At 46.2% G+C, this 22,751-nt stretch carries 15 protein-coding genes; all 15 read left to right on the top strand.

Going from position 1 to position 22,751, the window contains the following annotated elements; genetic code table 11:
* The first annotated feature begins 213 nt into the window (after positions 1 to 213).
* Complete coding sequence (locus BN8899_RS19320) at positions 214 to 1,260, top strand: efflux RND transporter periplasmic adaptor subunit (protein WP_065220572.1); 1,047 nt, start codon at positions 214 to 216, stop codon at positions 1,258 to 1,260.
* 9 nt (positions 1,261 to 1,269) lie between these two features.
* The gene (locus tag BN8899_RS19315) at positions 1,270 to 4,305 is read left to right on the top strand and encodes an efflux RND transporter permease subunit (protein WP_065220571.1); all 3,036 of its coding nucleotides are present in this window, start codon (positions 1,270 to 1,272) and stop codon (positions 4,303 to 4,305) included.
* Positions 4,306 to 4,308: 3 nt separating this feature from the next.
* The gene (locus tag BN8899_RS19310; RefSeq protein ID WP_065220570.1) at positions 4,309 to 5,574 is read left to right on the top strand and encodes a TolC family protein; all 1,266 of its coding nucleotides are present in this window, start codon (positions 4,309 to 4,311) and stop codon (positions 5,572 to 5,574) included.
* A gap of 109 nt (positions 5,575 to 5,683) precedes the next feature.
* Positions 5,684 to 7,471 carry an arginine--tRNA ligase gene (argS, locus tag BN8899_RS19305; protein WP_018335857.1) on the top strand — a complete coding sequence of 596 codons (1,788 nt, stop codon included), beginning with the start codon at positions 5,684 to 5,686 and terminating at the stop codon, positions 7,469 to 7,471.
* A gap of 60 nt (positions 7,472 to 7,531) precedes the next feature.
* On the top strand, positions 7,532 to 8,035 hold the full coding sequence (locus BN8899_RS19300) for a flavin reductase family protein (protein WP_065220824.1): 504 nt from the start codon (positions 7,532 to 7,534) through the stop codon (positions 8,033 to 8,035).
* 3 nt (positions 8,036 to 8,038) lie between these two features.
* Complete coding sequence (locus BN8899_RS19295) at positions 8,039 to 8,884, top strand: histidinol-phosphatase (RefSeq protein WP_065220569.1); 846 nt, start codon at positions 8,039 to 8,041, stop codon at positions 8,882 to 8,884.
* Positions 8,885 to 8,907: 23 nt separating this feature from the next.
* Complete coding sequence (locus BN8899_RS19290) at positions 8,908 to 9,918, top strand: FKBP-type peptidyl-prolyl cis-trans isomerase (RefSeq protein ID WP_065220568.1); 1,011 nt, start codon at positions 8,908 to 8,910, stop codon at positions 9,916 to 9,918.
* Positions 9,919 to 9,946: 28 nt separating this feature from the next.
* Positions 9,947 to 10,939 (top strand): FKBP-type peptidyl-prolyl cis-trans isomerase, encoded by a 993-nt coding sequence (locus BN8899_RS19285; RefSeq protein ID WP_018335853.1) that lies wholly within the window; start codon positions 9,947 to 9,949, stop codon positions 10,937 to 10,939.
* Between the two features lie 10 nt (positions 10,940 to 10,949).
* Positions 10,950 to 11,723, top strand: a complete 774-nt coding sequence (locus BN8899_RS19280) for an inositol monophosphatase family protein (protein WP_065220567.1) — start codon at positions 10,950 to 10,952, stop codon at positions 11,721 to 11,723.
* 134 nt (positions 11,724 to 11,857) lie between these two features.
* Positions 11,858 to 12,415 (top strand): RNA polymerase sigma factor, encoded by a 558-nt coding sequence (locus BN8899_RS19275; RefSeq protein ID WP_231932434.1) that lies wholly within the window; start codon positions 11,858 to 11,860, stop codon positions 12,413 to 12,415.
* Between the two features lie 84 nt (positions 12,416 to 12,499).
* On the top strand, positions 12,500 to 13,630 hold the full coding sequence (locus tag BN8899_RS19270; RefSeq protein ID WP_169503542.1) for a FecR family protein: 1,131 nt from the start codon (positions 12,500 to 12,502) through the stop codon (positions 13,628 to 13,630).
* 77 nt (positions 13,631 to 13,707) lie between these two features.
* On the top strand, positions 13,708 to 17,418 hold the full coding sequence (locus BN8899_RS19265; protein ID WP_231932432.1) for a SusC/RagA family TonB-linked outer membrane protein: 3,711 nt from the start codon (positions 13,708 to 13,710) through the stop codon (positions 17,416 to 17,418).
* A 10-nt stretch (positions 17,419 to 17,428) separates the two neighbouring features.
* The gene (locus tag BN8899_RS19260) at positions 17,429 to 19,030 is read left to right on the top strand and encodes a RagB/SusD family nutrient uptake outer membrane protein (protein ID WP_018335848.1); all 1,602 of its coding nucleotides are present in this window, start codon (positions 17,429 to 17,431) and stop codon (positions 19,028 to 19,030) included.
* 6 nt (positions 19,031 to 19,036) lie between these two features.
* Positions 19,037 to 20,104 (top strand): hypothetical protein, encoded by a 1,068-nt coding sequence (locus tag BN8899_RS19255; protein ID WP_026207136.1) that lies wholly within the window; start codon positions 19,037 to 19,039, stop codon positions 20,102 to 20,104.
* Positions 20,105 to 20,208: 104 nt separating this feature from the next.
* Positions 20,209 to 22,725, top strand: a complete 2,517-nt coding sequence (locus BN8899_RS19250; RefSeq protein WP_169503540.1) for a zinc-dependent metalloprotease — start codon at positions 20,209 to 20,211, stop codon at positions 22,723 to 22,725.
* The last annotated feature ends 26 nt before the right edge of the window (positions 22,726 to 22,751 follow it).

The following is a 22,751-nucleotide window of genomic DNA, read 5'->3' as shown; positions in this document are numbered from 1 at the left end:
CCTGCGAGTAGAATTGTCGTTACCGGTATAAAGAGTTTTGCGTTCGGTGTTAACTCGAATACTGTTTATTTTGGGCTAATATTCCAAGAAAGAGGGGTATAAATATTTTTATCGGGAGATAGGCAGAGTTCCATCCGTGCGTTTTTTTTCTTATTTATTTTATGTGGCAAACCTTACTTGTATTTTCCCGTATACGTGTAAAAAAATAGATTTATGAGATTTACATGGATGGTTTGCATGATACCTGCTTTTTTGTGGGCGGGTTGTAAAGGAAAAAAGGAGACGTACCAGGATGTCGTTCGTCCCGTGAGAGTGGTTAACGTGGAGTCGTTGGGGGCGATCAATAAGGTGTACACGGGGATCGTGGAGGCAGAGGAATATAGTAATCTTGCCTTTAAGTTGTCGGGACCGCTCGTGGCGATGAACGTGGACGAGGGGCAGAAGGTGAAGAAGGGACAGGTGATCGCTGCGGTCGATCCGTTGGATTACAAGTTGCAGTACGAGGCGAACAAGGCGGCTTATCTGACGGCTAAATCCCAGTTGGAGAGGAATAAAAGATTGTTGTCGATGCAAGCTATTTCAAAGCAGGAGTACGAGATCGCGGAGGCAAATTATATAAAAGGCAAATCGGCTTACGAGACTTCTGCCAACACGTTGGAGGATACGAAACTGAGAGCGCCTTTTGACGGGTTCGTGGAGAAGAAGTTCGTGGAGAATTACCAGAAAGTGATGCCGGGAGAGTCGATCATCAAGTTGGTGAATCCCGATAAACTGGCGGTAGGTTTTACTCTGCCGGAAACGAGTGTCGATCTGACCCGCACGCCGATGACGGTGACGGTGGAGTTCGATACGTACAAGGGTATTTGGTTTAAGGCGAGAGTGAAAGAATTTATTGATGCTTCGCCCGACGGGACGGGGATCCCCGTGAAACTGGTTATTGATGATAGCCGCTTCTCTCGTGATATCCATAATATCTATCCCGGTTTTTCCTGCAAGGTGAATTTGAAGATAGAAACAATGGAAGAGAACAGTTATATCGTGCCGATGAGTGCTTTATTCAAGAATCCGATGACGAACGAAACTTCGGTGTGGGTGTATAACCCGAAGACCGAAACGGTGTACGGTAAAACCGTGGTGATCGGGCAATTGCTCGGGAGTGATAAGATTATGGTGCAGAAGGGACTCTCGAATGATGATATTATTGTTGTCGCCGGGGTGAATTACATCACGGAAGGACAGAAAGTGAAGTTGTTAAAATAAGGAATGGTTATGAATATAGCAAGATATTCACTGGATAACACGAAAGTGATTTATTTCTTTTTGGCTATTTTGTTGGTCGGGGGAGTGCTTTCCTTTGACCTGTTGGGTAAAAAGGAAGATTCGCCTTTCGTGATTAAAACGGCAGTTCTTATCACGAAGTACCCGGGGGCGACGCCTGCCGAGGTGGAACAGTTAATCACGGAACCGATAGAGCGGGAGATACAGTCTATGCGGCGGGTGAAGAAGATCAAGTCGGACTCTTATTACGGGATGTCCAAGATTCAAATCGAGTTAAGCCCGGCTACCCCGCCGGATGAGATGCCGCAGATGTGGGACGAGTTGCGCCGCAAGGTGTTGAATATTCAACCCGCTTTGCCGCAGGGGGCTTCGACGATCAGCGTGTCGGACGACTTTGGTGACGTGTTCGGTATTTATTACGGTTTGACTGCCGCCGAAGGGTTCTCGTATCACGATTTGAGGGAATGGGGACAGAAGTTGAAAACTCAATTGGTGTCGGTCGACGGGGTTCAGAAAGTCGCTTTGTACGGCGAGCAGACGGAGGTGGTGAATGTGTTTATCACGATGTCGAAGTTGGCGAATTCCGGGGTTGACTTGAATTCTTTGATACAGACGATAAAATCCCAGAATTCTTTGATTAATACCGGGGAGAAGCGTGCGGGGAATCTGGAATTGAAGATATTGGCGGACGGGACTTACAAGACGTTGGATGATATACGCAACCAGTTGATCGTGACGCAAGCGGGACAGCAGGTGCGTTTGGGAGATATTACCACGATAGAAAAAGGATACCTCGACCCGCCCGGTAGTTTGATGCGGGTGAATGGCAAGCGTGCGATTGGGATTGGTATTTCGACAGACCCGGAGCGTGACGTGGTGAAGACGGGTGATCTGGTGAAAGAGCGTTTGAGCCAGTTGGAGGAGTTGATGCCGGTGGGAATAGAGCTGGTGACGCTTTACCCGGAGAACGAGATTGCGCGGGAGGCGAATAACGGTTTTTTGTTGAACTTGGTGGAGTCGGTGCTGATCGTGATTTTTATTATTTTGCTGGTAATGGGCTCCCGTGCCGGTTTGCTGATCGGTTCCTCGTTGATTTTCTCTATCGGGGGTACGATGTTGATTATGCAGTTTATGGGAGTCGGGTTGAACCGTACTTCGTTGGCGGCATTTATTATCGCGATGGGTATGTTGGTGGATAATGCTATCGTGGTGACGGATAATGCCCAAATATTAATCAAGAAAGGAATGCGGCGGCGGGATGCCTTGATAAAAGGGGCGACTCAGCCGCAGTGGGGATTGCTGGGAGCCACTTTGATTGCTATATTTTCTTTTTTGCCTTTGTATTTGGCGCCTTCTTCCGTGGCGGAGATGGTGAAGCCTTTGTTTATCGTGTTGGCGGTATCGCTGGCTTTGAGTTGGATACTGGCGTTGACGCAAACGACCGTGTTTGGTAATTTTATATTGAAAGAAAGTTCGGGAGATCCGGCAAAAGATCCTTACGATACGAAGTTCTATAATAAGTTCGTCGGTATGTTGCGGGGATTGATTCGCTACAAGGTGGTGACTATCGTGTCGGTCGTGTGTCTGTTCCTGGCTTCCATGTATATCATGGGGGTGATGCCGCAGAATTTTTTCCCCAGTATGGATAAACCTTATTTCCGGGCGGATTGTTTTCTGCCGGAAGGTTTCAGTATACGGGAGTCCGAGAAGATGATGGCGGATATCGAGTCCTATTTGATGAAGCAGGAGGAGGTGACGAACGTGTCCGTGACGATTGGCGGTTCGCCGTTACGGTATTATCTGGCAAGTACTTCTTTCGGTCCGAAAGCGAATTTCGGGAATTTGTTGATCGAGGTGCAGAAGAAAGAGCAATCGCCGGTTGTTGAAGACCGCCTGAATACTTACGTGCGGGAGAATTACCCGGATATGTTGATCCGGTCTTCTTTGTTTAAAATGTCGCCGGCAGTGGAGGCGGCTATCGAGATCGGGTTTATCGGTGAAGAGATAGATACGTTGTCGGCACTGACGGAGCGGGCGATGGGGTTGATGCGGGAGTGTGATATGGTGACCGACGTGCGGGGAAGTTGGGGAAATAAGGTGCCCGTGTGGGAACCCGCTTATTCGCAGGAGAGGGGACAACGTTTGGGAATTACCCGGCAGTCAGTGGCTTATGCTTTGAAGATTGCCACGAACGGGTTGGCAATCGGGGATTTCCGGGAGAAGGATTTGTTTATGCCTATACTGCTGAAAGAGGACGGGTTCGATGCCAAGAATCTGGATAATATGAAGACTTTGCCCGTGTTCGCTACACGGGGATTCACGGTGCCGCTGGCACAAGTGGTGGATAGTTTTGCCTACAATTACAATTATAACGTGATTAAGCGCTATAACCGTGACCGGGTGATGATGGCGCAATGTGACCCCAAACGGGGAGCTAACACGAAAGCGGCATTTTCGCAAGTGTGGAGTAAGGTGAAACAGATGGATTTGCCGGAGGGGTACACGATGAAGATTTTCGGGGAGGACGAGAGCCAGGCGGAGTCCAACGAGGCTTTGGCTGCCAATATGCCGTTGACGTTTATCCTGATGTTTATCGTGTTGCTGTTGCTTTTCAGGACTTACCGGAAGCCGACGATTATTTTGCTGATGGTACCTTTGATTTTTATCGGTGTCGTGTTCGGGCTTTTGGTGATGGGTAAGATGTTCGACTTTTTCGCTTTGTTGGGAGTGTTGGGACTGGTCGGGATGAATATCAAGAACGCGATTGTGCTGGTCGATCAGATCGGTATAGAACAGGAAAACGGATTGGCTCCGCTGGATGCCGTGCTGCAAGCCACGAAGTCGAGAATTGTTCCGGTGGCGATGGCTTCGGGCACGACGATTCTGGGTATGTTGCCTTTGTTGTTTGATGCGATGTTCGGGGGGATGGCGGCTTGTATCATGGGCGGCTTGCTTGTGGCGAGTTTGTTGACGATTGTCGTTCTTCCGGTGACGTATTGTTTGATATTTAGGATAAAAGCTAGTTAAGTTATGAAGAGAGTTTTTGTTACGATAGGGGTTTTGTTGGTATTGGCGGGTGCGGTGATGGGACAGACGTTGACCGTGGAGCAGTACCGGGCGAAGGTGTTGGAGTATAACCAGGATATAAAGCAGGCAAAAGAGGCGGTGAATGCTGCCATGTATGCTTTGAAGGGAATTAAGACGGGTTTCTTTCCGAAGTTGCAGGTCGGGGGAAATTATTCTTACCAGATCGAGGACGTGGAGTTTATGCAGGGTGTGGATATGAAGCACGATAATTACGCGGCGGAGGTGACGTTGTCACAGAATGTTTATGCCGGAAGTGTCGTGCGGAAGCAAAAGGATGCAGCCGTGTTGCAGGAGGCAATAGCCCGTTTGGGTGAAGAATTGACGACGGATAATATTGTTTACGCTGCCGACGTGAATTATTGGACGGTGGCGGCGAACGAGAGCCAGTTTTTTATTGCCCGGGAGTTCGTGATGATTGTGAACGAGTTGGGCAGTATTGTGCAGAAGCGTTTTGATGAAGGGGCGATTAGTAAGACCGATTTGTTGATGGTGCAAACCCGGTTGAAGGAAGCGGAATTGCAATTGTCCACGGCAACAATGAATTACCGGATGGCTATGCAGTCGCTGAAGATTATGATGGGGGCTCCGTTGGATGAAAACGTGGTACTCGTGGATTCTATCCAGCAACCCGTGGTGGTGCCTGCTTTGCAACCTTTGGAGGTAGCCTTGCAACGTAGGGCGGATTACCAGATTGCGGCGCAAAATCTCAATCTGGCAAAGCAACAGACGAAGATTATCCGTTCTAAATATTTGCCGCAATTCGCTGTCGGAATGAAGGAATCGTGGGGAACTCCATTGATTAACGTGGATGGGAAAGAGAAATTTGCCACGACGGCTTTTGCCAAGTTCAGCATGCCTGTTTTCAATTGGGGCGAGAAACGCCAGTATGTCCGCCAGAATAAGGCAATGGAGATGAGCAGGGAGTTGGAGATGAGTAAAATGAAAGATCAGGTGAAGCAGGAATTGGCTAACGCGTGGGTGAAACTTAACGAGACGTGGAAAAGAGTGGAGATTGCCAATTCCACGTTGGATATAGCCAAGGAAAATTTGAAGTTGAACACGTTCAGTTATAATGAAGGGAAATTGCCTATTCTGGATGTGCTTTCATCGCAAGCCACGTGGTTGCAGGCATACACGAGCGTGGTGTCTGCTAATTACCAGTATAAGGTGGCTTACGCGGAGTATGTGAAGATATTGGGAGGAAGGTAGGGATTTTAGATTATAATCAGGTAAATTTTTAGCGTTTTACGGGTATTTCTTCTAATAAATTGTATTTTTGCAGACTAATGGACATTAGTATTTAAAAAGATTAGAGGATATGACGATAGAGAAAATGCTGACCCAGCAAGTGCTGGAAGCCGTGAAGGCTTGTTATGGAGTGGAATTGACCGAGAAAGACGTGCAATTGCAGGAAACCCGCAAAGAGTTTGCCGGGGATTTGACCGTTGTTGTTTTTCCGTTTACCCGATATTCCAGAAAGTCACCGGAAGAAACGGCAAAGGAGTTGGGTGAGTATTTGAAGCAAAATATTGAGGAAGTGGAGACTTACAACGTGATCAAGGGATTCTTGAACGTGGTGATTTCTGCCGCTTACTGGATTGAGGTGTTGAACGAGGTGGCGCGGGAAGAGAAGTACGGGTACGCGAAGGAACCGAGCGGGAAGACGTACATGATCGAGTATTCGTCCCCGAACACGAATAAGCCGTTACATCTCGGGCATATCCGTAATAATTTCTTGGGATGGTCTGTGTCTGAAATACAGAAGGCGAACGGTCATCAGGTGATTATGGCAAACCTGGTGAATGACCGGGGAATCCATATTTGCAAGAGTATGATCGCCTGGGAGAAGTTCGCTAATGGTGCCACTCCGGAGAGTACGGGGACAAAGGGAGACCATTTCGTGGGAGATTATTACGTGCGTTTTGATAAAGAGTATAAAGCCCAGATCAAGGAATTGATGGATAAGGGTGTAGCCGAGGAGGAAGCCAAGAAGCAAGCCCCGATATTGCTGGAGGCACAGGAGATGTTGCGCCAATGGGAAGCCGGGGACGAGAAGACGGTTGCCTTGTGGCGGAAGATGAATGATTGGGTGTTGAAGGGGTTCGATGAAACTTATAAGATGATGGGTATCGCGTTCGACAAGGTATATTTCGAGTCGGAAACTTACAAGAAAGGGCGCGATATTGTGTTGAAAGGACTTGCCGACGGTGTGCTTTACCGGAAAGACACGGGTAGCGTGTGGGCGGATTTGACAGGTGACGGTTTGGATCATAAGTTGTTGCTGCGGGATGACGGGACTTCCGTGTACATGACCCAGGATATCGGTACGGCGTACGATCGTTTCAATGAATTTAATATGGATCAGGAGATTTACGTGGTGGGGAACGAGCAGAACTATCACTTCCAGGTATTATCGCTGGTTTGCAAAAAATTGGGATTCGATTGGGCGGATAAAATAAAGCATTTGTCTTACGGGATGGTGGAGTTGCCGGAAGGTAAGATGAAGTCCCGCGAGGGAACGGTGGTGGACGCCGACGATTTGATCGAGGAGATGATCCACACGGCACGGACGACTTCCGAGGAGTTGGGAAAACTGGACGGTTATTCTGTCGAGGAAGCGGAAGACGTGTACCGCAAGGTGGCTCTCGGGGCATTGAAGTATTTTATCTTGAAGGTAGACCCGAAAAAGACCATGATGTTTAACCCGAAGGAATCGATTGATTTTAACGGAAACACGGGTCCTTTTATCCAATATACTTACACGCGTATCCGGTCGGTATTGCGTAAGGCGGAAGAAGCCGGAATACAGATCGTGTTGGGTGATATACATACCGGATTGACGGAGAAGGAACAGAACTTGATTAAGTTGATCGCCAAGTTGCCTGCCGTGGTGAAAGAGGCCGGGGATAATTATAGTCCGGCATTGATCGGGAATTACGCTTACGATCTGGCGAAGGAATTCAACCAGTTCTACCATGATTATTCGATCTTGAAAGAGGAGAACGCACAGGTACGGAATTTGCGTTTGTTGTTGGCTCAACAATGTAGCGTGGCTATCCGTAACGCGATGGGAATGTTGGGGATTGAGATGCCGGAGAGAATGTAGACCGATTAAGTGATTGGGTGATTTGCGATTAAGTTATTTATGATTAAGTGATTTATGGATATGAGGAAGATTAATCCGAGAGAGATAGACGAGAACGTGATCCGGTTGATCGGTGACGAGTGGATGTTGGTGGCGGCGGGTGACCGGGAGAAGTTCAATATGATGACGGCAAGTTGGGGAAGTATGGGCTTTCTTTGGAACAAGCCGGTGGTGATGGTGTTTGTACGTCCGCAACGGTACACGTTCGAGTTCACGGAGAAAGGGGATTCATTCACGTTATCGTTCTTTGGCGAGTCCTATCGCAAGGCATTGAGCGTGTGTGGTTCTGTTTCCGGAAGGGATACGGATAAGGTGAAAGAGAGCGGGTTGACGCCTTATTTCACGGAGGCGGGGAATCCCGCGTTCGAGGAGGCTTCTCTCGTGCTGGAATGCCGGAAGTTGTATGCCGATTTCTTGAAGGAAGAGGCTTTCGCGGATACGAAGATTGTGGATGCCCAATACGGGCAGAAAGATTTCCACAAGATGTACGTGGCTGAAATTGTTAATGCTTGGGTGAAGAAGTAACGGATGGATTTGTGTACGTATCATAGTCATTGCACTTTTTGTGACGGTAAAGCTCCGGCGGAGGAATTCGTGAAGGCGGCTATCAGTGCCGGTTTCCATAGTTATGGAATATCTTCGCATTCGCCGCTTCCGTTTGAAACTCGCTGGTCGTTGAGCAAGGCGAATCTGGAGGCATATTTGCAGGAGATCGAACGGTTGAAAAAGTTGTATGCCGGGCAAATCGAGTTGTACGTGGGGTTGGAGATCGATTATCTGAATGATGATTGGGGACCGTCTAGTGATTATTTCCAGCAAATGCCGTTGGATTACCGTATCGGTTCCGTGCATCTGGTGACGAATGGAGAGACGGGTGAGATGATGGATATGGATGGTAATTTTGATGATTTCCGGGAGAACTTCCGAAAGGTGTACCGGGATGATCTGAAACATCTAGTGCGGGATTATTTTCGTTCTTCCGCCCGGATGGTGGAGTTGGGCGGTTTTGATTTCGTGGCTCACCCGGACAAGATTTCGATGAATGGTTCGTTGGTGGATTCCTCTCTTATCGAGCAGGAGTGGTATAACGGATTGTTGCGGGAGTACTTCCAACTGATTGCCGAGAAAGGCGTGATGGTGGAAGTGAACACGAAAGCATACACGAAGAAAGGATTGATGTTTCCGAACGTGAAGTATTTTAAATGGTTGAAAGAATTGAATATTCCAGTGATGGTAAATTCGGATGCTCATTTACCCCAGTTGGTGAACGATAACCGGGATTTGGCATTCCGTTGGTTGCGGGAAGCCGGAATAAAGAGTACCATGCGTCTGCATCGCGGTGTGTGGGAAGAAGTACCCCTGTCGGGGAAATAGAAACTAAAGTTAGAAACTGAAAGATGAATAAATATCTGGTCATTTTAGGTTGTTTTTTAGCCTTTGCGTTGAGTAGTTGTTCCGGGGAAAAGGAGGATGATTTAATTGACGTGCTCGCGTACGAGAAACAGGCGATACATGATTACCTGAATCAATATGCGACGGGGGAGGTTGTCGCTATCCCCTATTACAGCCGTAAAGGATTGTTGATAGATTCCATTTTTATTTTCAATCACAATACTAACGGAGAGGTGGCTAAAGATTCCGGATGGGTGATGATGGATTATGATATGTCCGATTTGAGTGGTAAGATATTGGATTCTTCTGATCTGGGGAAATGGGATTCAACGTATATGCCGGGATATACTTATGGCGGACCTGTCTTGTTTCGGGTGGATACGGCGAGGTATAATTTTTTGGCGGAGGCATTCCGGCATATCGGAGTTGGAGAAAGTGGCGGTGAAGTGATTATTCCATCGGTTTTGGGTGCTGTGGATGGAAAACCATTGCATTACAAGTTGGTTTCCCGCACGATATTTGAAGATGTGGCGGAGCACGAGAAAGAGATGATTCAAGGTTATTTGAATACGTTCCCCGCGGCAGAAACTTTTAAAGATTATCCCGGTGAGGCAGAGTCTGATACCATTACGTATACGCTTCTGATGACGAAAGGTGAAGGAACGCGGAAATTGCAGGTGGGAGATTCTGTGCTTATGAGTAAGCATTTGGTGATATTGGATGATATGGGGGGAGGAATACGATTGAAGTTTATGAATGCCCTTGATACAACCAAGATACTGTTTAACGAGCGGTGGCAACGGGACTTTCCTGCCGGATTTGTTAAGGGGTTGCAACAATTGCAGGAAGGTGATTCCGCCCATATTGTTATTCCTTACGGAATGGGATATGGGGCAAAGGGTAATGTGCAGAGTATAAAAGGAGGAGGCACGTATTATAATGAACCTCCCTATTGTACGTTTGGGTATTGGGTGAAAATAATGAAGATTGTGGCTCCAAATAATGAAGAAGAGTAATTTTTATAACAGCTAAATAAAACGGAAAATGAAAAAGAATTATTTATTAATGTGTCTTTGCCTGTTAGCAGGCAGTTTTGCAGGATGCTCGGACGATGATAACGGTCCGACTTGGAAGGAGCTTTACGATAAAGAGCAAGCGGCTATAAAGGATTTTATGAAGGATAAAAGTCCAAAAGATTCTATTATTCTTGGTACATCAATTAATGGAGTTAAGATTAATCCTGTAGCTTATGTATTTAATTACAGTGAGGATGCTAATAAGAAAAAACCGAAAGACGGGCAATTTATATTGGTGAATTACACGGATAGGAATTTAGGTGGAAGTATTTTAGATGATACAAGATCGTCGGTTATTGGAGGAGAAAAAATAGAATTACCTAAATACCCTATGGGAGGTCCCGTTTATGAGGAAATTATAGATGACAAGGATATATTCTCTATTTTTTTTAAATATTTTTCAGAAGGAACCTCTGGATCAATTATTTTGCCAAGTGTACTTAATTTCAGTACTACTTATTTGTATCGAGAATATAAGGTGGAGAAGGTTATTGAAGGGAGTTTGTTAGATTATGAATACGAATTGATTGACAAATACTTGGAGAAAAAAGGTTTTGATAAGAAGAAGTTAATTCAAATTCCCGCGATAGAGGAGAATGATACTATTACTCAAATTGTAAAATTAATAGAGAAGCCGAGTGGTGATGAAATTTTAGTTTCGGATAGTGTTACCGTGTATGGTAGTGGTTATATTTTGGATGAAATAATGGATAAAGAAAATCTTACCAATCGTAAACTTTTTGAAGATGAAGAGGCTACTTGGAAAGTGTCTGGTTTGATACAAGGGATGAAAGATGCTTTGCTTAAAATGAAAGTGGGGGAGAAGGCTTGTATTCTTATTCCTTCCGGGCGAGGATATGGGAAAGGAATTTTGAACTATTATTATCAATATGTTTTTCCTCCTTATGCCACACTTGCATATGAAATAGAAATTAAGTCCAAAAAAGCAAATGACAAATAGTAAGTAATCTATGAATATTTGTCTAGAAAGCACCTTGGAATTAGCCATTGTTTGGGCGAAAGAAGTGGGAGAGGTACAACGATCTTATTTCAGAAGCGGGCATTTGGATATTGAAACCAAATCGACCGTGCACGACGTGGTGACAAAGGTGGATAAATTAAGTGAATCCATGTTGCTTGAGCGTATCGGGAAACATTTTCCCGATCATAGCGTGTTGGGAGAGGAGAGTGGAGAGCATGATTTGCATAGTGATTACCTTTGGGTGATCGATCCTTTGGATGGGACGAATAATTATAGCCAAGGATTACCCGTGTACACGGTTTCTATCGGTTTGCAATACCGGGGCGAAACGGTGTTGGGTGTCGTGTACGCTCCCTATATGGACGAGTTGTACACGGCTATTCGCGGGAAAGGTGCTTTTCTGAATGGTAAGCCGATTCGTGTAGCGGCTAAGACAGATTTGGATCAAAGCGTGTTAGCAACCGGATTTCCATACGATAAAGGGATAAATCCTATTAATAATATAGATAATCTGAGTCGCATATTGCCGCATTTGCGGGGTATACGACGTATGGGGTCTGCGGCTTATGACCTTTGTTGTGTGGCTGCCGGATTCCTGGATGGTTATTGGGAATTAGGGTTAAAACTTTGGGATGTATGTGCGGGAGTTTTGATTGTACAGGAAGCCGAAGGAACGATAGAGCATTTCCGGTATGACCGGGGGATAGCGATCATGACGGCAAATCCGCAGTTATTACAAAGAATCAAAGAGTATATCAGATAAAGGGGCGAAAGCCCCTTTTATTGTTTTATAGGGGGACGATGTTATGGATTATTAATTTTCTCTCGGGGAGATAAAATATTCTTTTTATTATATACCTTTGTAACAATGGAGTATTCTTTGTTATGGGTATAGATGTGACACAAATTTTACGTGGGGTAAATGATAAGGACGAGAAAGCATGGAAAAGTGTTTTCACGTATTATTATGCCGCATTGTGTTCCTATGCGGATCGGATTATTCAGAATACGGTTGTGGCGGAAGATTTGGTGCAGGAGGTGTTGATGAATATTTGGAAGAGTGATCGGAAATTTCCTACAATTGATGATCTGACCTATTATTTATATCGGTCGACTTATAATCAAGCCATGATGCATTTGCGCCGGGAGAAGTTTCAGGAACGTTACGTGCAGCAGGTGTTACGAGAGGAAAATGAATATTCGGATGAAGAGTTTGCCGATACGGTGAGGGAGGAATTGGTGCGTCAATTGTATTTTCTGATAGATGATCTTCCAGAAGAAAGGCGTAAAATTCTGTTATTGAGAATGAAAGGATGTTCGGATAACAAGATTGCCGAGGAATTGGGTATTTCCATTAATACGGTAAAAACACAAAAGAGTAGAGGCTTCAAGTACTTGCGGGAAAAAATGAAGGATTCTGCTTATTTATTCTGGTTTGCCGTGTTTTTCCATTAAGGAAAAGTTTTTTTGAAAAATAATTTCTTTTTCTGTCACCCTAAATGAAATGTCGTGCATTTTAGAGATGTAATGAACATGGATATGAAGAGAGATTTAGGTAAAATAGTAGCATTAATGCGTAAAGCGTATTCTGAAGTGTTGCAAGGCGAGGAACAGAAGAAGTTCGAGCAATTGCTGAAGGATAAGCATTTACGGGATGTCTATTCGGAAGTCGGGGATGATGCTTATCTGGAAAAGCATTTTGCCCGGTACGAGAAGTATTCTCCCGAGAAAGCGTACGAGATTTTCGAGAGAAATCGGCGGAGAGATAAGAAACGGTTTGTTCTACGGCGAGTGGCTGTTGCGGCTTGTTTCATTTTGCCATTATTGGGACTTGGCGTGTGGATGATGATGCAAGAAGAGAAACAGGAGAGTCCGGTAGTATTGGCAAAGAAAGAAAGCGTACAGTTGAAATTGTCGGACGGACGGGTAGTAGATATTCTCCAAGGAAATGAAATTAAAGAACAGGGAGGTTCAACTATTCGAATGGAGAATGGGCAACTCTTGTATAAACAAGATTCTGTCCGGGAATCCGAACTCGTGTACAATGAGTTGATCGTGCCTCTTGGTGGTGAGTGTTACGTGGTCTTGGACGATGGTACTCGGGTGTGGGTAAATGCCGGGAGTAGAATAAAATATCCGGTACGTTTCTCGAAGAAAGAACGGGTAGTTGCGGTGAAAGGAGAAGTTTATTTTGACGTAACGAAAGACGGTCGTCCTTTTGTTGTCGAAACGGATTTGGGAAAGGTAAACGTGTTGGGGACTTCGTTTGGCGTGAGAGCTTACGAGAGGGAATCTGTGTTGACCACGTTGGTTTCCGGAAAAGTGATGTTCACGGGTAAGAAGGGTGAGAGAGTCACTTTATCACCGGGTGAGCAGGCTGTGGCATCATTGACGGGTGAATTGACGATGCGGGAGGTGAGAGTGGAAGAGTATGTCGGATGGAAAGACGGTTGGTATATATTTAAAGAAAAGCGTCTTGAAGAAGTGATGCATACTTTGGCAAGATGGTATGATGTGTCCGTTTTCTACCAGAATCCGAAAGTAAAAGAAATACAGTTTACGGGGTATTTGAAACGGTATGATTCTATCCGAACTTTCTTGGAAGTTCTTGCCGCTTCGGAAGAGGTAAAATATAAAATAGATGGGAATGTGGTGATCTTATATCAATAAAAAGAAACACGGACAACAAATTTCCTAGGTCTGGAGTCCGCGCTTCATGTATTATCATTTAAATACTTTACAAAGTTATGGAAAAAAGTGAACTATTAAAGTTCTGGGACTTTATTATGTGTAAAAAAAAGACATGGTTGATTATGAAATTGACTTGTATTTTAATTGTGGTATTTAATCTGAGTGTTTCTGCTCTGGTTTTTTCACAGAGTAAAGTATCTGTGGATTTGAAGAATGCGACGTTAGAAGAGTTTATCGCCGCGATGAAAGAGCAGACGGGGAACCAGTTCTTGGTTAATTCTTCTTTGCTACAAATGAAAGAATTGATCACGGTGAATGTGACGAATGAAGACCTGAAGGTCGTACTGGATAAGGTGTTGACACCTTTGAAGTTGACACACGAGTATGTAAATGACGTTGTGGTGATCAAGCGTTTGCCTTACACGGCACCAGCACCCGATAATAAATGGGTGGTCATCGGTAAGGTGATTGATTCGCAAAAAGAACCTCTTCCGGGAGTCACCATCCGCATTAAGGGTACAACTGTCGGTACGGTCTCGAATGGCAATGGAGCTTTCTCTTTGAATGTGCCTCATGCCACCGATACGTTGGTGCTCTCTTTTATCGGTATGAAAACCAAGGAAGTTGTCGTGAAAAAATCCGATAATAAAGAATATGAAATCGTCCTTGAGGACGAAGTGGAAACGCTTAACGAGGTGACTGTGATTTCAACCGGTTACCAGGACATCGACCGTCGTCGGAATACTTCGGCAATCACATCACTGAAAATGGAAGACGTAAACGTGGCAGGTCTTTCCTCCGTGGACAAGATGTTGGAAGGACATATTCCGGGCATGATTTTCATGCAAAACTCAGGTCAGGCGGGAGCGGCACCCAAGATTCGTATCCGCGGTACTTCCACCGTGTTGGGTAACCAGGAGCCCTTGTGGGTGGTAGACGGTATCGTGCAGACGGACCCCGTGAATGTTGACCCATCCGAGTTGAACAGCTTGGACTTCGTGAACCTGTTAGGTAACGCCATTTCCGGTTTGAACCCCGACGACATCGAGCAGATCGATGTGTTGAAAGATGCTGCCGCCACGGCAATCTACGGTACCCGTGCTGCCAACGGTGTCATTGTGATCACCACGAAAAAAGGAAAGACCGGGAAGCCGCACGTGACTTATTCGTTGTCCGGAACCGTCAATCGTCGTCCGTATTATAGCGACCGTGAAATCTATTTAATGAATTCCAAGGAACGCGTGGACGTATCCCGCGAGTTGTTTGCCCGCGGAATGGAATTCAAGGAGTCCAGCAACTGGCTTGGTTACGAGGCTGCCTACGTGGACTACAAGAACGGCCGTATCAGTTTTGACGAGTTTAACCGGTTGACCAATCGTTACGAGACGATCAACACGGACTGGTTCGACATCATTTGCCAAAACTCCCTCTCCAACAAGCACAGTTTGAGTATTTCCGGGGGATCCGAAACCATTAAGTATTACGCTTCCATCGGTTATGCCGACGAGAAAGGGGTGATCAAGAAAGAGTACAACCGCAACTATACCGCCAACTTGAAGTTGAACGGGAATTTCTCGAAAGTGGATTTCCAATTCGGAATCCAATTGAATAACAACAAACGTCGGTACACGCCCAACATCAAATTCGAGAACGGGGGAACCATGGGATTGACGGATTACGCTTACAAGATGAGCCGTGCCATTCCCGCCTATAACGAGGACGGCAGCCGTTATTTCTACCAGCAAGGGACTATAAAAGCATATTCCTATCCTTTTAACGTGGAAAACGAGATGGACAAGACCTACCATAAAATCAACACCTATTCCGCCACGTTGACGGGAACCTTGAAGTACCGGATTTTGCCCGTGTTGAACGTGGAGGGTACCGCTTCCTACACGATCGGTTCCACGAATGATGAAACCGTGTTTGAAGAGGGTTCCTATTATATCCATGCGTTACGCCAGAATGACCTTTATGTTCTCGGTGAGGGAGATGATGTGAAGCACTCGGGGAACAAATGCCCGCAGGGAGGGGAGTTGACGTTGAATGACACGCGTCGGAACAATTACGTGTTGCGTTTGCAATTGAATTACAATCAGATGTTCAATGACTTGCATTTGGTGAACGTTGCCTTGGGAGGTGAGGTTTCCTCTTCCGAATATCACTCCTATCGGAACATCACCCGCGGTTATTATCCCAATCGAGGGAAATCTTTCGGAACGATTGCCTACAAGGACTTATTAAACAAGTACACCGGTTATGCAACATGGCTTGCCTTGAATAAACCGGTTATCGGCGATACCAAGACCAATTTGGCATCCGCTTATTTTGCCGTGACTTACACCTATAACGACCGCTATACCTTGAACTTCAACACCCGTATGGATGCCAGCAACCAATTCGGCAGTCGTTCCAACGAGAAGTTGTTGCCCATCTGGTCGGTTTCCGGTCGTTGGGACGTGAAGAAAGACCTGTTTGCGAACACTGCCTTCGTGAATGACTTGGCGTTGAAATTGTCCTACGGTATCCAGGGAAACATGTTGGACAACCAGACTTCTAAAATGATCATTAATCAAGGCGGGTTGGATAGCTGGTACAATGAATTTTCTTCTTCAATAGCCTATTATCCCAATCCCAACTTGAAATGGGAAACGACCCATTCCTACAACGCGGAAATCAACTTCATGTTGTGGAAAAACAAACTCGGCGGTTCGGTGTCCTACTATTACAAACGCACGAAAGACGCCTTCCTGACCAAATCGATCTCCGACATCAACGGTCGTACATCCTATACCGTGAACCAGGGAGAGTTGACCAACCAAGGAGTAGAGGTGACCTTGAATATCGTGCCGATTAACCAGAAGGTGGATGCCAGCGGCAGGCGCGGTTTCGTGTGGAGAATCGACCCGCAGATCGGGCAGGTGGTGAACAACCTGATTTCAAAAGCCATTGACAACCGCAACAATGTTTTGCGCGACGAGATTAAATATACCGATTACTTGAACGGTACGGCGCAATTGCTTGACAGACCGTTGAATACCTTTTTCTCTTACCGCTTCAAGGGGTTAAGTTCCAAGGACGGAAGTCCCATTTATGGCAACTTGGAGGAGGAACTCGCGGATGAATTATACGCTAAATACTCTCAAATGGAGGATGAGGATGTTTTTGAAATCGTCATGGAAGAGTCCGGTACCCGCGTGCCGACGTTGCAGGGTGGTATCTCCAGTTATTTGGGCTATCGCCAGTTCGGTCTTTCTTTCAACTTCACGTATAGTTTCGGGAACAAGATCCGTTTGTTGAAGTTGTTCGGGAACACGAGTGATTTCCCGCCGTACGGGGAAAAGAACATGCGTCGCGAATTTGTTCGTCGCTGGAGAACTCCCGGGGATGAAACGAAAACCAATATTCCTGCCCTGAGGACCAAGACCGTTACCCCGTGGTGGGCATCGCACGAGTATACATCCAGCGGCTTGATGCCGACTTTTGCCCCGTCTGATGTCTACCAGATGTATGACAATTCCAGTTTGCGGGTGGTAAAAGGCGATTATTTGAAATTGCAATCCTTTTCTTTCCGTTACAACGTGCATGACAAATTCTGCAAGCAGATCGGCATCCAAGCGGCTTACTTGAGCATCACGGGAACCAATCTCTTTACCATTGCCAGCAAAAAGTTGAAAGGACAGGACGTTACCCAGTCCGGTATCACCCCCACGGTGAATATGTCCGTGCGTCCCAATTATTCTTTTACTGTAAACGTGACATTCTAAAAAATAATCTATGAAACTGAAGCATATATATCAAATAGCTCTACTTTGCGGGTTGCTGTTTACCTCGGCAGCTTGCGGGGATTTTTTGAAGGAATACTCCCAAAACCAGGCTTACGTGGAGAATGTGACCAACTTGGATGAATTGTTGATTGGAGAGGGATATTTTAGAGGAGGTCTTACAAGTTCGTATTTTAAAGATGACCAGTCAAGTGGTTTTTGGACGAATCTAAGCAATACCGATCCCTGGTACTTCCCTTACATTCACCTGATGGACGATGACGTGGAGGAATTCGTGAATGGGATTCCCGCAGAAACTTCCAATTATATTCGCTTGAATGCTTATAATATTTACCGTTGGCAACCGGATCCTTTCCGCAATGTAGAAAACAACGAGTTTGTGGATAAAAACTGGACTAAAATGTGGTCGCGTATAGCTGCGATGAACTCCATCATCTACCAGTTGACCCAAATCGACATTGACAAGGACGAGGAGGCAACTGCCTTGCGGGTGGAAGGAGAAGCCCGCTTCTTGCGTGCTCAGTTCTATTTCTGGATGGCAAACATTTACGGGCAACCCTATTGCAAAGCAACTGCCGCCACGGATCCTTGTATTCCTTTGAAAACTTCGGAAGATATAGAGGATATCTATTTCTCCCGGGCGACTGCAGAGAAAGTGTACGGGCAAATGGTGGAGGATCTGACCCGTGCCGCCGAGTGCCTGCGGGGTGTCAGCCAAGTCACGAAATACCGCACGAACCAAGCGGCTGCCTTTACCCTGTTGAGTCGGATACATTTATATATGGAAAATTACGAGGCTGCCGTTGCGGCTGCCGATAGTGTTTTGGCACTCGGTTATGAATTGGAAGATATGCGAGGTCTTCAAGAGGGGGATAAAGTGGTAGAATTGAAATCGACGGAAACCCTCTTCACGCATGGTCTTTATCTGATGCACTTCTTGCATACTGATGCTCTTAAGGGAAGTGTATCGGGAATGGGGTATGGGGTATATTGTTCCGGGTATACCAGTTCGGTGGATTTACTTGATTCATACGATGAACACGACATCCGTTTGAAAACCTTTTTTACTGAGCGAACACAGGCAAAAGGTACTTACCGCTGCGTGAAATCAGCGGACTGGGCAAACGAAGTATCGGACAAATTTGCCATCCGTTTGCCGGAAGTGTACCTGAACAAGGCGGAGGCTTTGGCTTGCCTGCACCGAGACGAGGAAGCGCGCACGACGATTGACGAGTTACGAGCTTTCCGTTTTGAAGCCGCCGACTTTAAACCCATGGATAAGAGCGGTAACGAATTGATTGACGCTATCCGGGATGAACGTCGGTTGGAATTGTGTTTCGAGGGGCATCGCTGGTTTGACCTCCGCCGTTATGCCGTGAACGGGGTTCGTCCTTTCGAGAAAGAAATTTATCACAAGAGTGTTCTCTACTCGAATAAAACCATTACCACGGAAGGGGAGTACGTGTTGAAGCCTTATTCTCAAGACAAGGCTGCTTACGTGTTGCCGATTCCGGATGATGCCATCGATTTTAACAAGGGTAACTTAAGCAATGAAGTACGCCCGGAAAGAACATTACAACCATTAAATAACTAAGGTACAATGAAATACAGTTTTCTTTTATGCCTGTTGGCTTTGCTTTTATGGAATTGTGGGGATGACGAAGGAAATTTATCTCCTTCCGGATTGGAAAAAAATTGGTTCGTTTTGGAAGATTCCGAAGATCCCATTGATAATTTACGTTACAAAATATACAAGGATACGGGATTCCCGATTTATTACAACGACACGATAGGTTCGGAAACGCGTTATTCCCCAGGAATCGGGGAGTACACCTACCACGAAGTGTTGCAGGTGTTCTATTCCCCGGGTAGCCAAACCCCGGCTCGGAATACCGCATGCTATTCTTTGGTTTCCTCGGAAAGAAAGAACGTGAGAGAAGTTTTGGAATTCGTGCGCGATGAGATCATTCCGGAAATTCCGGAGGGCACTTATTTGCCCAGTATCTTACTGGTGGATTCATTGATTACTCCATCCGGAGATACTACCGTTTACAAAGGATTGAACACAACGGTGTTGGCACAAGTACATCATTTCCATGAAATGGATGATGCTGCCAAAAGTCTGATGAAAGGGGCATTTTTATCTTCTGCCATTACTAGCAAGTTGGCATTGGATGAGGCGGAATGGTTGGATGAGAATTTTTACGCTCTGTCATACGCTGTGAATCCGTCTAGTGAGAGAATCTATTCGCAAGATAGTAGATACAAATATATGGTTTCTCAAGCTTGCGGATCAAATGTAGAAGTTCGGCATTTGGGATCTTTGGGCATGATCGGTCCCTTTAGTCCGGCTTCTAAGGTTAGCAGTTCACAACTCTCACTACCACACGATCCTTATCACCCGGAAATGTGGTATGTGCCTACCAAAGAGCAGGATTTGCAGTTATATTGTCAAGCGGTTTTGGCCTTTACCGAAGAGGAGTTTATGGAGCGTTATGCAACGAATATAAAAATTTGGGGATATGACGAGAGAGGTGGTATGTGGCCGAATTATACTCCTGAAGAAGTAAATCCAAGTAAAGACCGTTACGTGGATTTCCCCGTGGTCATCGCAAAATATAAAGCCATAAAGGCAAAATTGCAAGAATACGGTTTTATCTTCAAGTAATCAGTAAATTATAGTGAAGCAGGCGATGCCTGTGGGTAGCGGATACCCACTGGGCATTCCCTCTTCACGCCAAGATATTACAGATGTTTATTATAAATCAGTGTATGAAAAGAGTTAATTTTAGCATGAAATTTTTAACATTATTGCTTTGTTTCCTTGTGGTGGGACAGTATGCAGAAGCTGCCGACCGGAAGAAAAAGAATGACAAGAAGAAAGGCCAACAACCTGCTGTTGTCGTTGATAGTTCGAAGATAGCTCCCAAAGGGATTCCCGCGGTGGAGAGCTTTATCAAGCCTTCTGCCGTGAAGCACATGGGGATGTTTAATATTTACGAGCAAGATGACCGTTATTTCATGGAGGTGCCGGATGAACTGCTGGGAAGAGATATATTGGTGTTCGTTTCTTTGGTGAAAGGTTCCGCCCAAGTGGCAAGAGGAAGCAACGATATGTTCGGATTCGGGGGGGATGCCCTATTTAATAAGGTTATTCGTTTCGACAAGGGGCCGAAAAATAAATTATTCTTGGAAGAGCCGATTTTCACGACAGGCATGCCGGACGAAAAGTCGGATATGCGGGGAGCCGTGGAGGCGTCCAGCATGATGCCGCTGGTGGCGGGTTTCGACGTGAAGGCAAAGACGGATCACTCCGTGCTGGTGGACATCACGGATATGTATAAATCGGATCACGCCTATTTCTCGTTGAAAGGGGTGACTGAGATGTTGAATTTAGGAGCTTACCAGGCTGATAAGTCTTATCCCACGACCATCAGTTCATTCAAGAACAACGTGATCTTCCGTTCCGTGCGGAGTTACGCGCAAGGGAAAGCACCCAAGAACAATCCCAAGGCCAAATTGAATCCCACGACTTGGGAGGTTGCCGCTTCCTGGTACTTGTTGCCGGAAAAACCGATGCGTCCCCGTTATTATGATGACCGGGTGGGATACTTCGCGTATGGCAGAACCGAGTACAAGGATAATTCCACGCAACCGGAGAAAGTGAATGTCGTGAGCCGTTGGCGCTTGGAGCCGAAACCGGAAGATATGGAAAAATTCAAGAGAGGCGAGTTGGTGGAACCGGCGAAACCGATCGTGTTCTACGTGGACCGGAATACCCCGGAATACTTGCAACCTTACGTGATAGCCGCTGTCGAGAGTTGGCAACCCTCTTTCGAGCAGGTGGGATTCAAGCATGCCATTCAGGCCAAATTGGTGCCTACCCCAGAAGAAGACCCGGAATTCTCGATCGAGGATGCCCGTTATTCCGTGATTTCCTATAAGGCTTCGCCGATGCCGAATGCTTACGGGCCTCACGTGGCAGACCCCCGTTCCGGCGAGATCATTTGTTCACACGTGGGATTGTTCCACAACGTGTTGAGTCTGGTGCAATCCTGGTATTTCGCCCAGACAGCCGTGATTAACCCGATTGCCCGTAAATTCCCGTATGACCAGAAATTGACCGGGGAGTTGATTAAATACATCGTAGCCCACGAGGTGGGACACACCTTGGGATTGCGCCACAACTTTGCCAGTAGCTGGACATGCTCGTTGTCTGAAATCCGCGACCGCGAGTTCGTGAAGAAACACGGACATTGCCCGTCCATCATGGATTACGCTCGTTTCAATTATGCCGCCCAACCGGAAGATAACCTGGATTTGGATTACATGATCCCGCGTATCGGGGAGTACGACAACTTCGCTATCGACTGGGGGTACCGTTACTTCGGTGATACGAAAAGCATCGAGGAAGAGACGAAATATTTGAGAGAGTGGGTGACCGCGCAACGGAAAGCCAACCCGAGAGTGTTCTTCGGTACGGAAACCGACAAATGGGATCCGCGTTTCCAATCGGAGGATTTGAGTGCTGATGCGCTTGCTGCCAACGAGTTGGGAATGAAAAACCTGAAGGTGATCATGGAGAACCTGGAGGCCTGGACTGCCGGCGTGGACGACGAGAACTACACGTTGATGAAGAGTTTGTACAATGCCGTGTTGAGCCAGTATATGCGTTACGTGATGCACGCGATGAAATACGTGGGGGGACGCTACACGAACGCGGCATTGCGTTCGGAGGGGATGCCCAAGTTTGTTCCCGTGGAGAAGGAGAAACAGCATCAGGCGATGATGTTCCTGAAGAAGTATTTCTTCCAGGAGTTGCCTTGGTTGTACAACTGTCGTACTTCCCAACTTGTAAGCAGCAATATGGATGCCTATATCGGACGGGTGACCAGCAAGTTGATGCCGAAGGTGATGACCGAGATGACAAATATGCTGAAAGACGAGGAGTATAACGGCAAGAAAGCTTACACGATCCAGAATTTCATGGATGATTTGTACGACGGGGTTTGGAGTTGCATGGACAACAAGACGAAATTGTCGGCTCACGAGCGGATGGTGCAAAACGCGTATTTATTCGTGGCTTCGGTGATCGTGGAGGACGGCCCGATGGACGTGGTGCCGGAAATGGGAGTGATGTATGCTTCTCAGTTGGAGAAAATTGCCGCTCGTGCCAAGAGAAAGGCAGCTGCTGTGACCGACCCGTTGACCAAAACTCACTTGTTGGGTGTGGCCCGTAAAATCGAAGAGGTTTTAAGTGGTGAGAATTACGCTAAAGTGAGTAAGTAATATCGTGAAAGTTAAGAAATGAAAAT

The organism is Butyricimonas sp. Marseille-P2440 (genome assembly GCF_900091675.1).
Taxonomy (GTDB): domain Bacteria; phylum Bacteroidota; class Bacteroidia; order Bacteroidales; family Marinifilaceae; genus Butyricimonas; species Butyricimonas synergistica.
Note: the sequence above shows the minus strand (reverse complement) of the source record. Positions and strands in the feature narration are given on the sequence as shown.

Bases quoted from the DNA above. Each gene is read 5' to 3' on its own strand.
- BN8899_RS19255 (WP_026207136.1), top strand. From the start codon at position 19,037: ATGAAATACAGTTTTCTTTTATGCCTGTTGGCTTTGCTTTTATGGAAT.
- BN8899_RS19310 (WP_065220570.1), top strand. From the start codon at position 4,309: ATGAAGAGAGTTTTTGTTACGATAGGGGTTTTGTTGGTATTGGCGGGT.
- BN8899_RS19260 (WP_018335848.1), top strand. From the start codon at position 17,429: ATGAAACTGAAGCATATATATCAAATAGCTCTACTTTGCGGGTTGCTG.
- BN8899_RS19295 (WP_065220569.1), top strand. From the start codon at position 8,039: ATGGATTTGTGTACGTATCATAGTCATTGCACTTTTTGTGACGGTAAA.
- BN8899_RS19265 (WP_231932432.1), top strand. From the start codon at position 13,708: ATGGAAAAAAGTGAACTATTAAAGTTCTGGGACTTTATTATGTGTAAA.
- BN8899_RS19250 (WP_169503540.1), top strand. From the start codon at position 20,209: ATGAAAAGAGTTAATTTTAGCATGAAATTTTTAACATTATTGCTTTGT.
- BN8899_RS19315 (WP_065220571.1), top strand. From the start codon at position 1,270: ATGAATATAGCAAGATATTCACTGGATAACACGAAAGTGATTTATTTC.
- BN8899_RS19280 (WP_065220567.1), top strand. From the start codon at position 10,950: ATGAATATTTGTCTAGAAAGCACCTTGGAATTAGCCATTGTTTGGGCG.
- BN8899_RS19300 (WP_065220824.1), top strand. From the start codon at position 7,532: ATGAGGAAGATTAATCCGAGAGAGATAGACGAGAACGTGATCCGGTTG.
- BN8899_RS19285 (WP_018335853.1), top strand. From the start codon at position 9,947: ATGAAAAAGAATTATTTATTAATGTGTCTTTGCCTGTTAGCAGGCAGT.
- argS (WP_018335857.1), top strand. From the start codon at position 5,684: ATGACGATAGAGAAAATGCTGACCCAGCAAGTGCTGGAAGCCGTGAAG.
- BN8899_RS19320 (WP_065220572.1), top strand. From the start codon at position 214: ATGAGATTTACATGGATGGTTTGCATGATACCTGCTTTTTTGTGGGCG.
- BN8899_RS19270 (WP_169503542.1), top strand. From the start codon at position 12,500: ATGAAGAGAGATTTAGGTAAAATAGTAGCATTAATGCGTAAAGCGTAT.
- BN8899_RS19290 (WP_065220568.1), top strand. From the start codon at position 8,908: ATGAATAAATATCTGGTCATTTTAGGTTGTTTTTTAGCCTTTGCGTTG.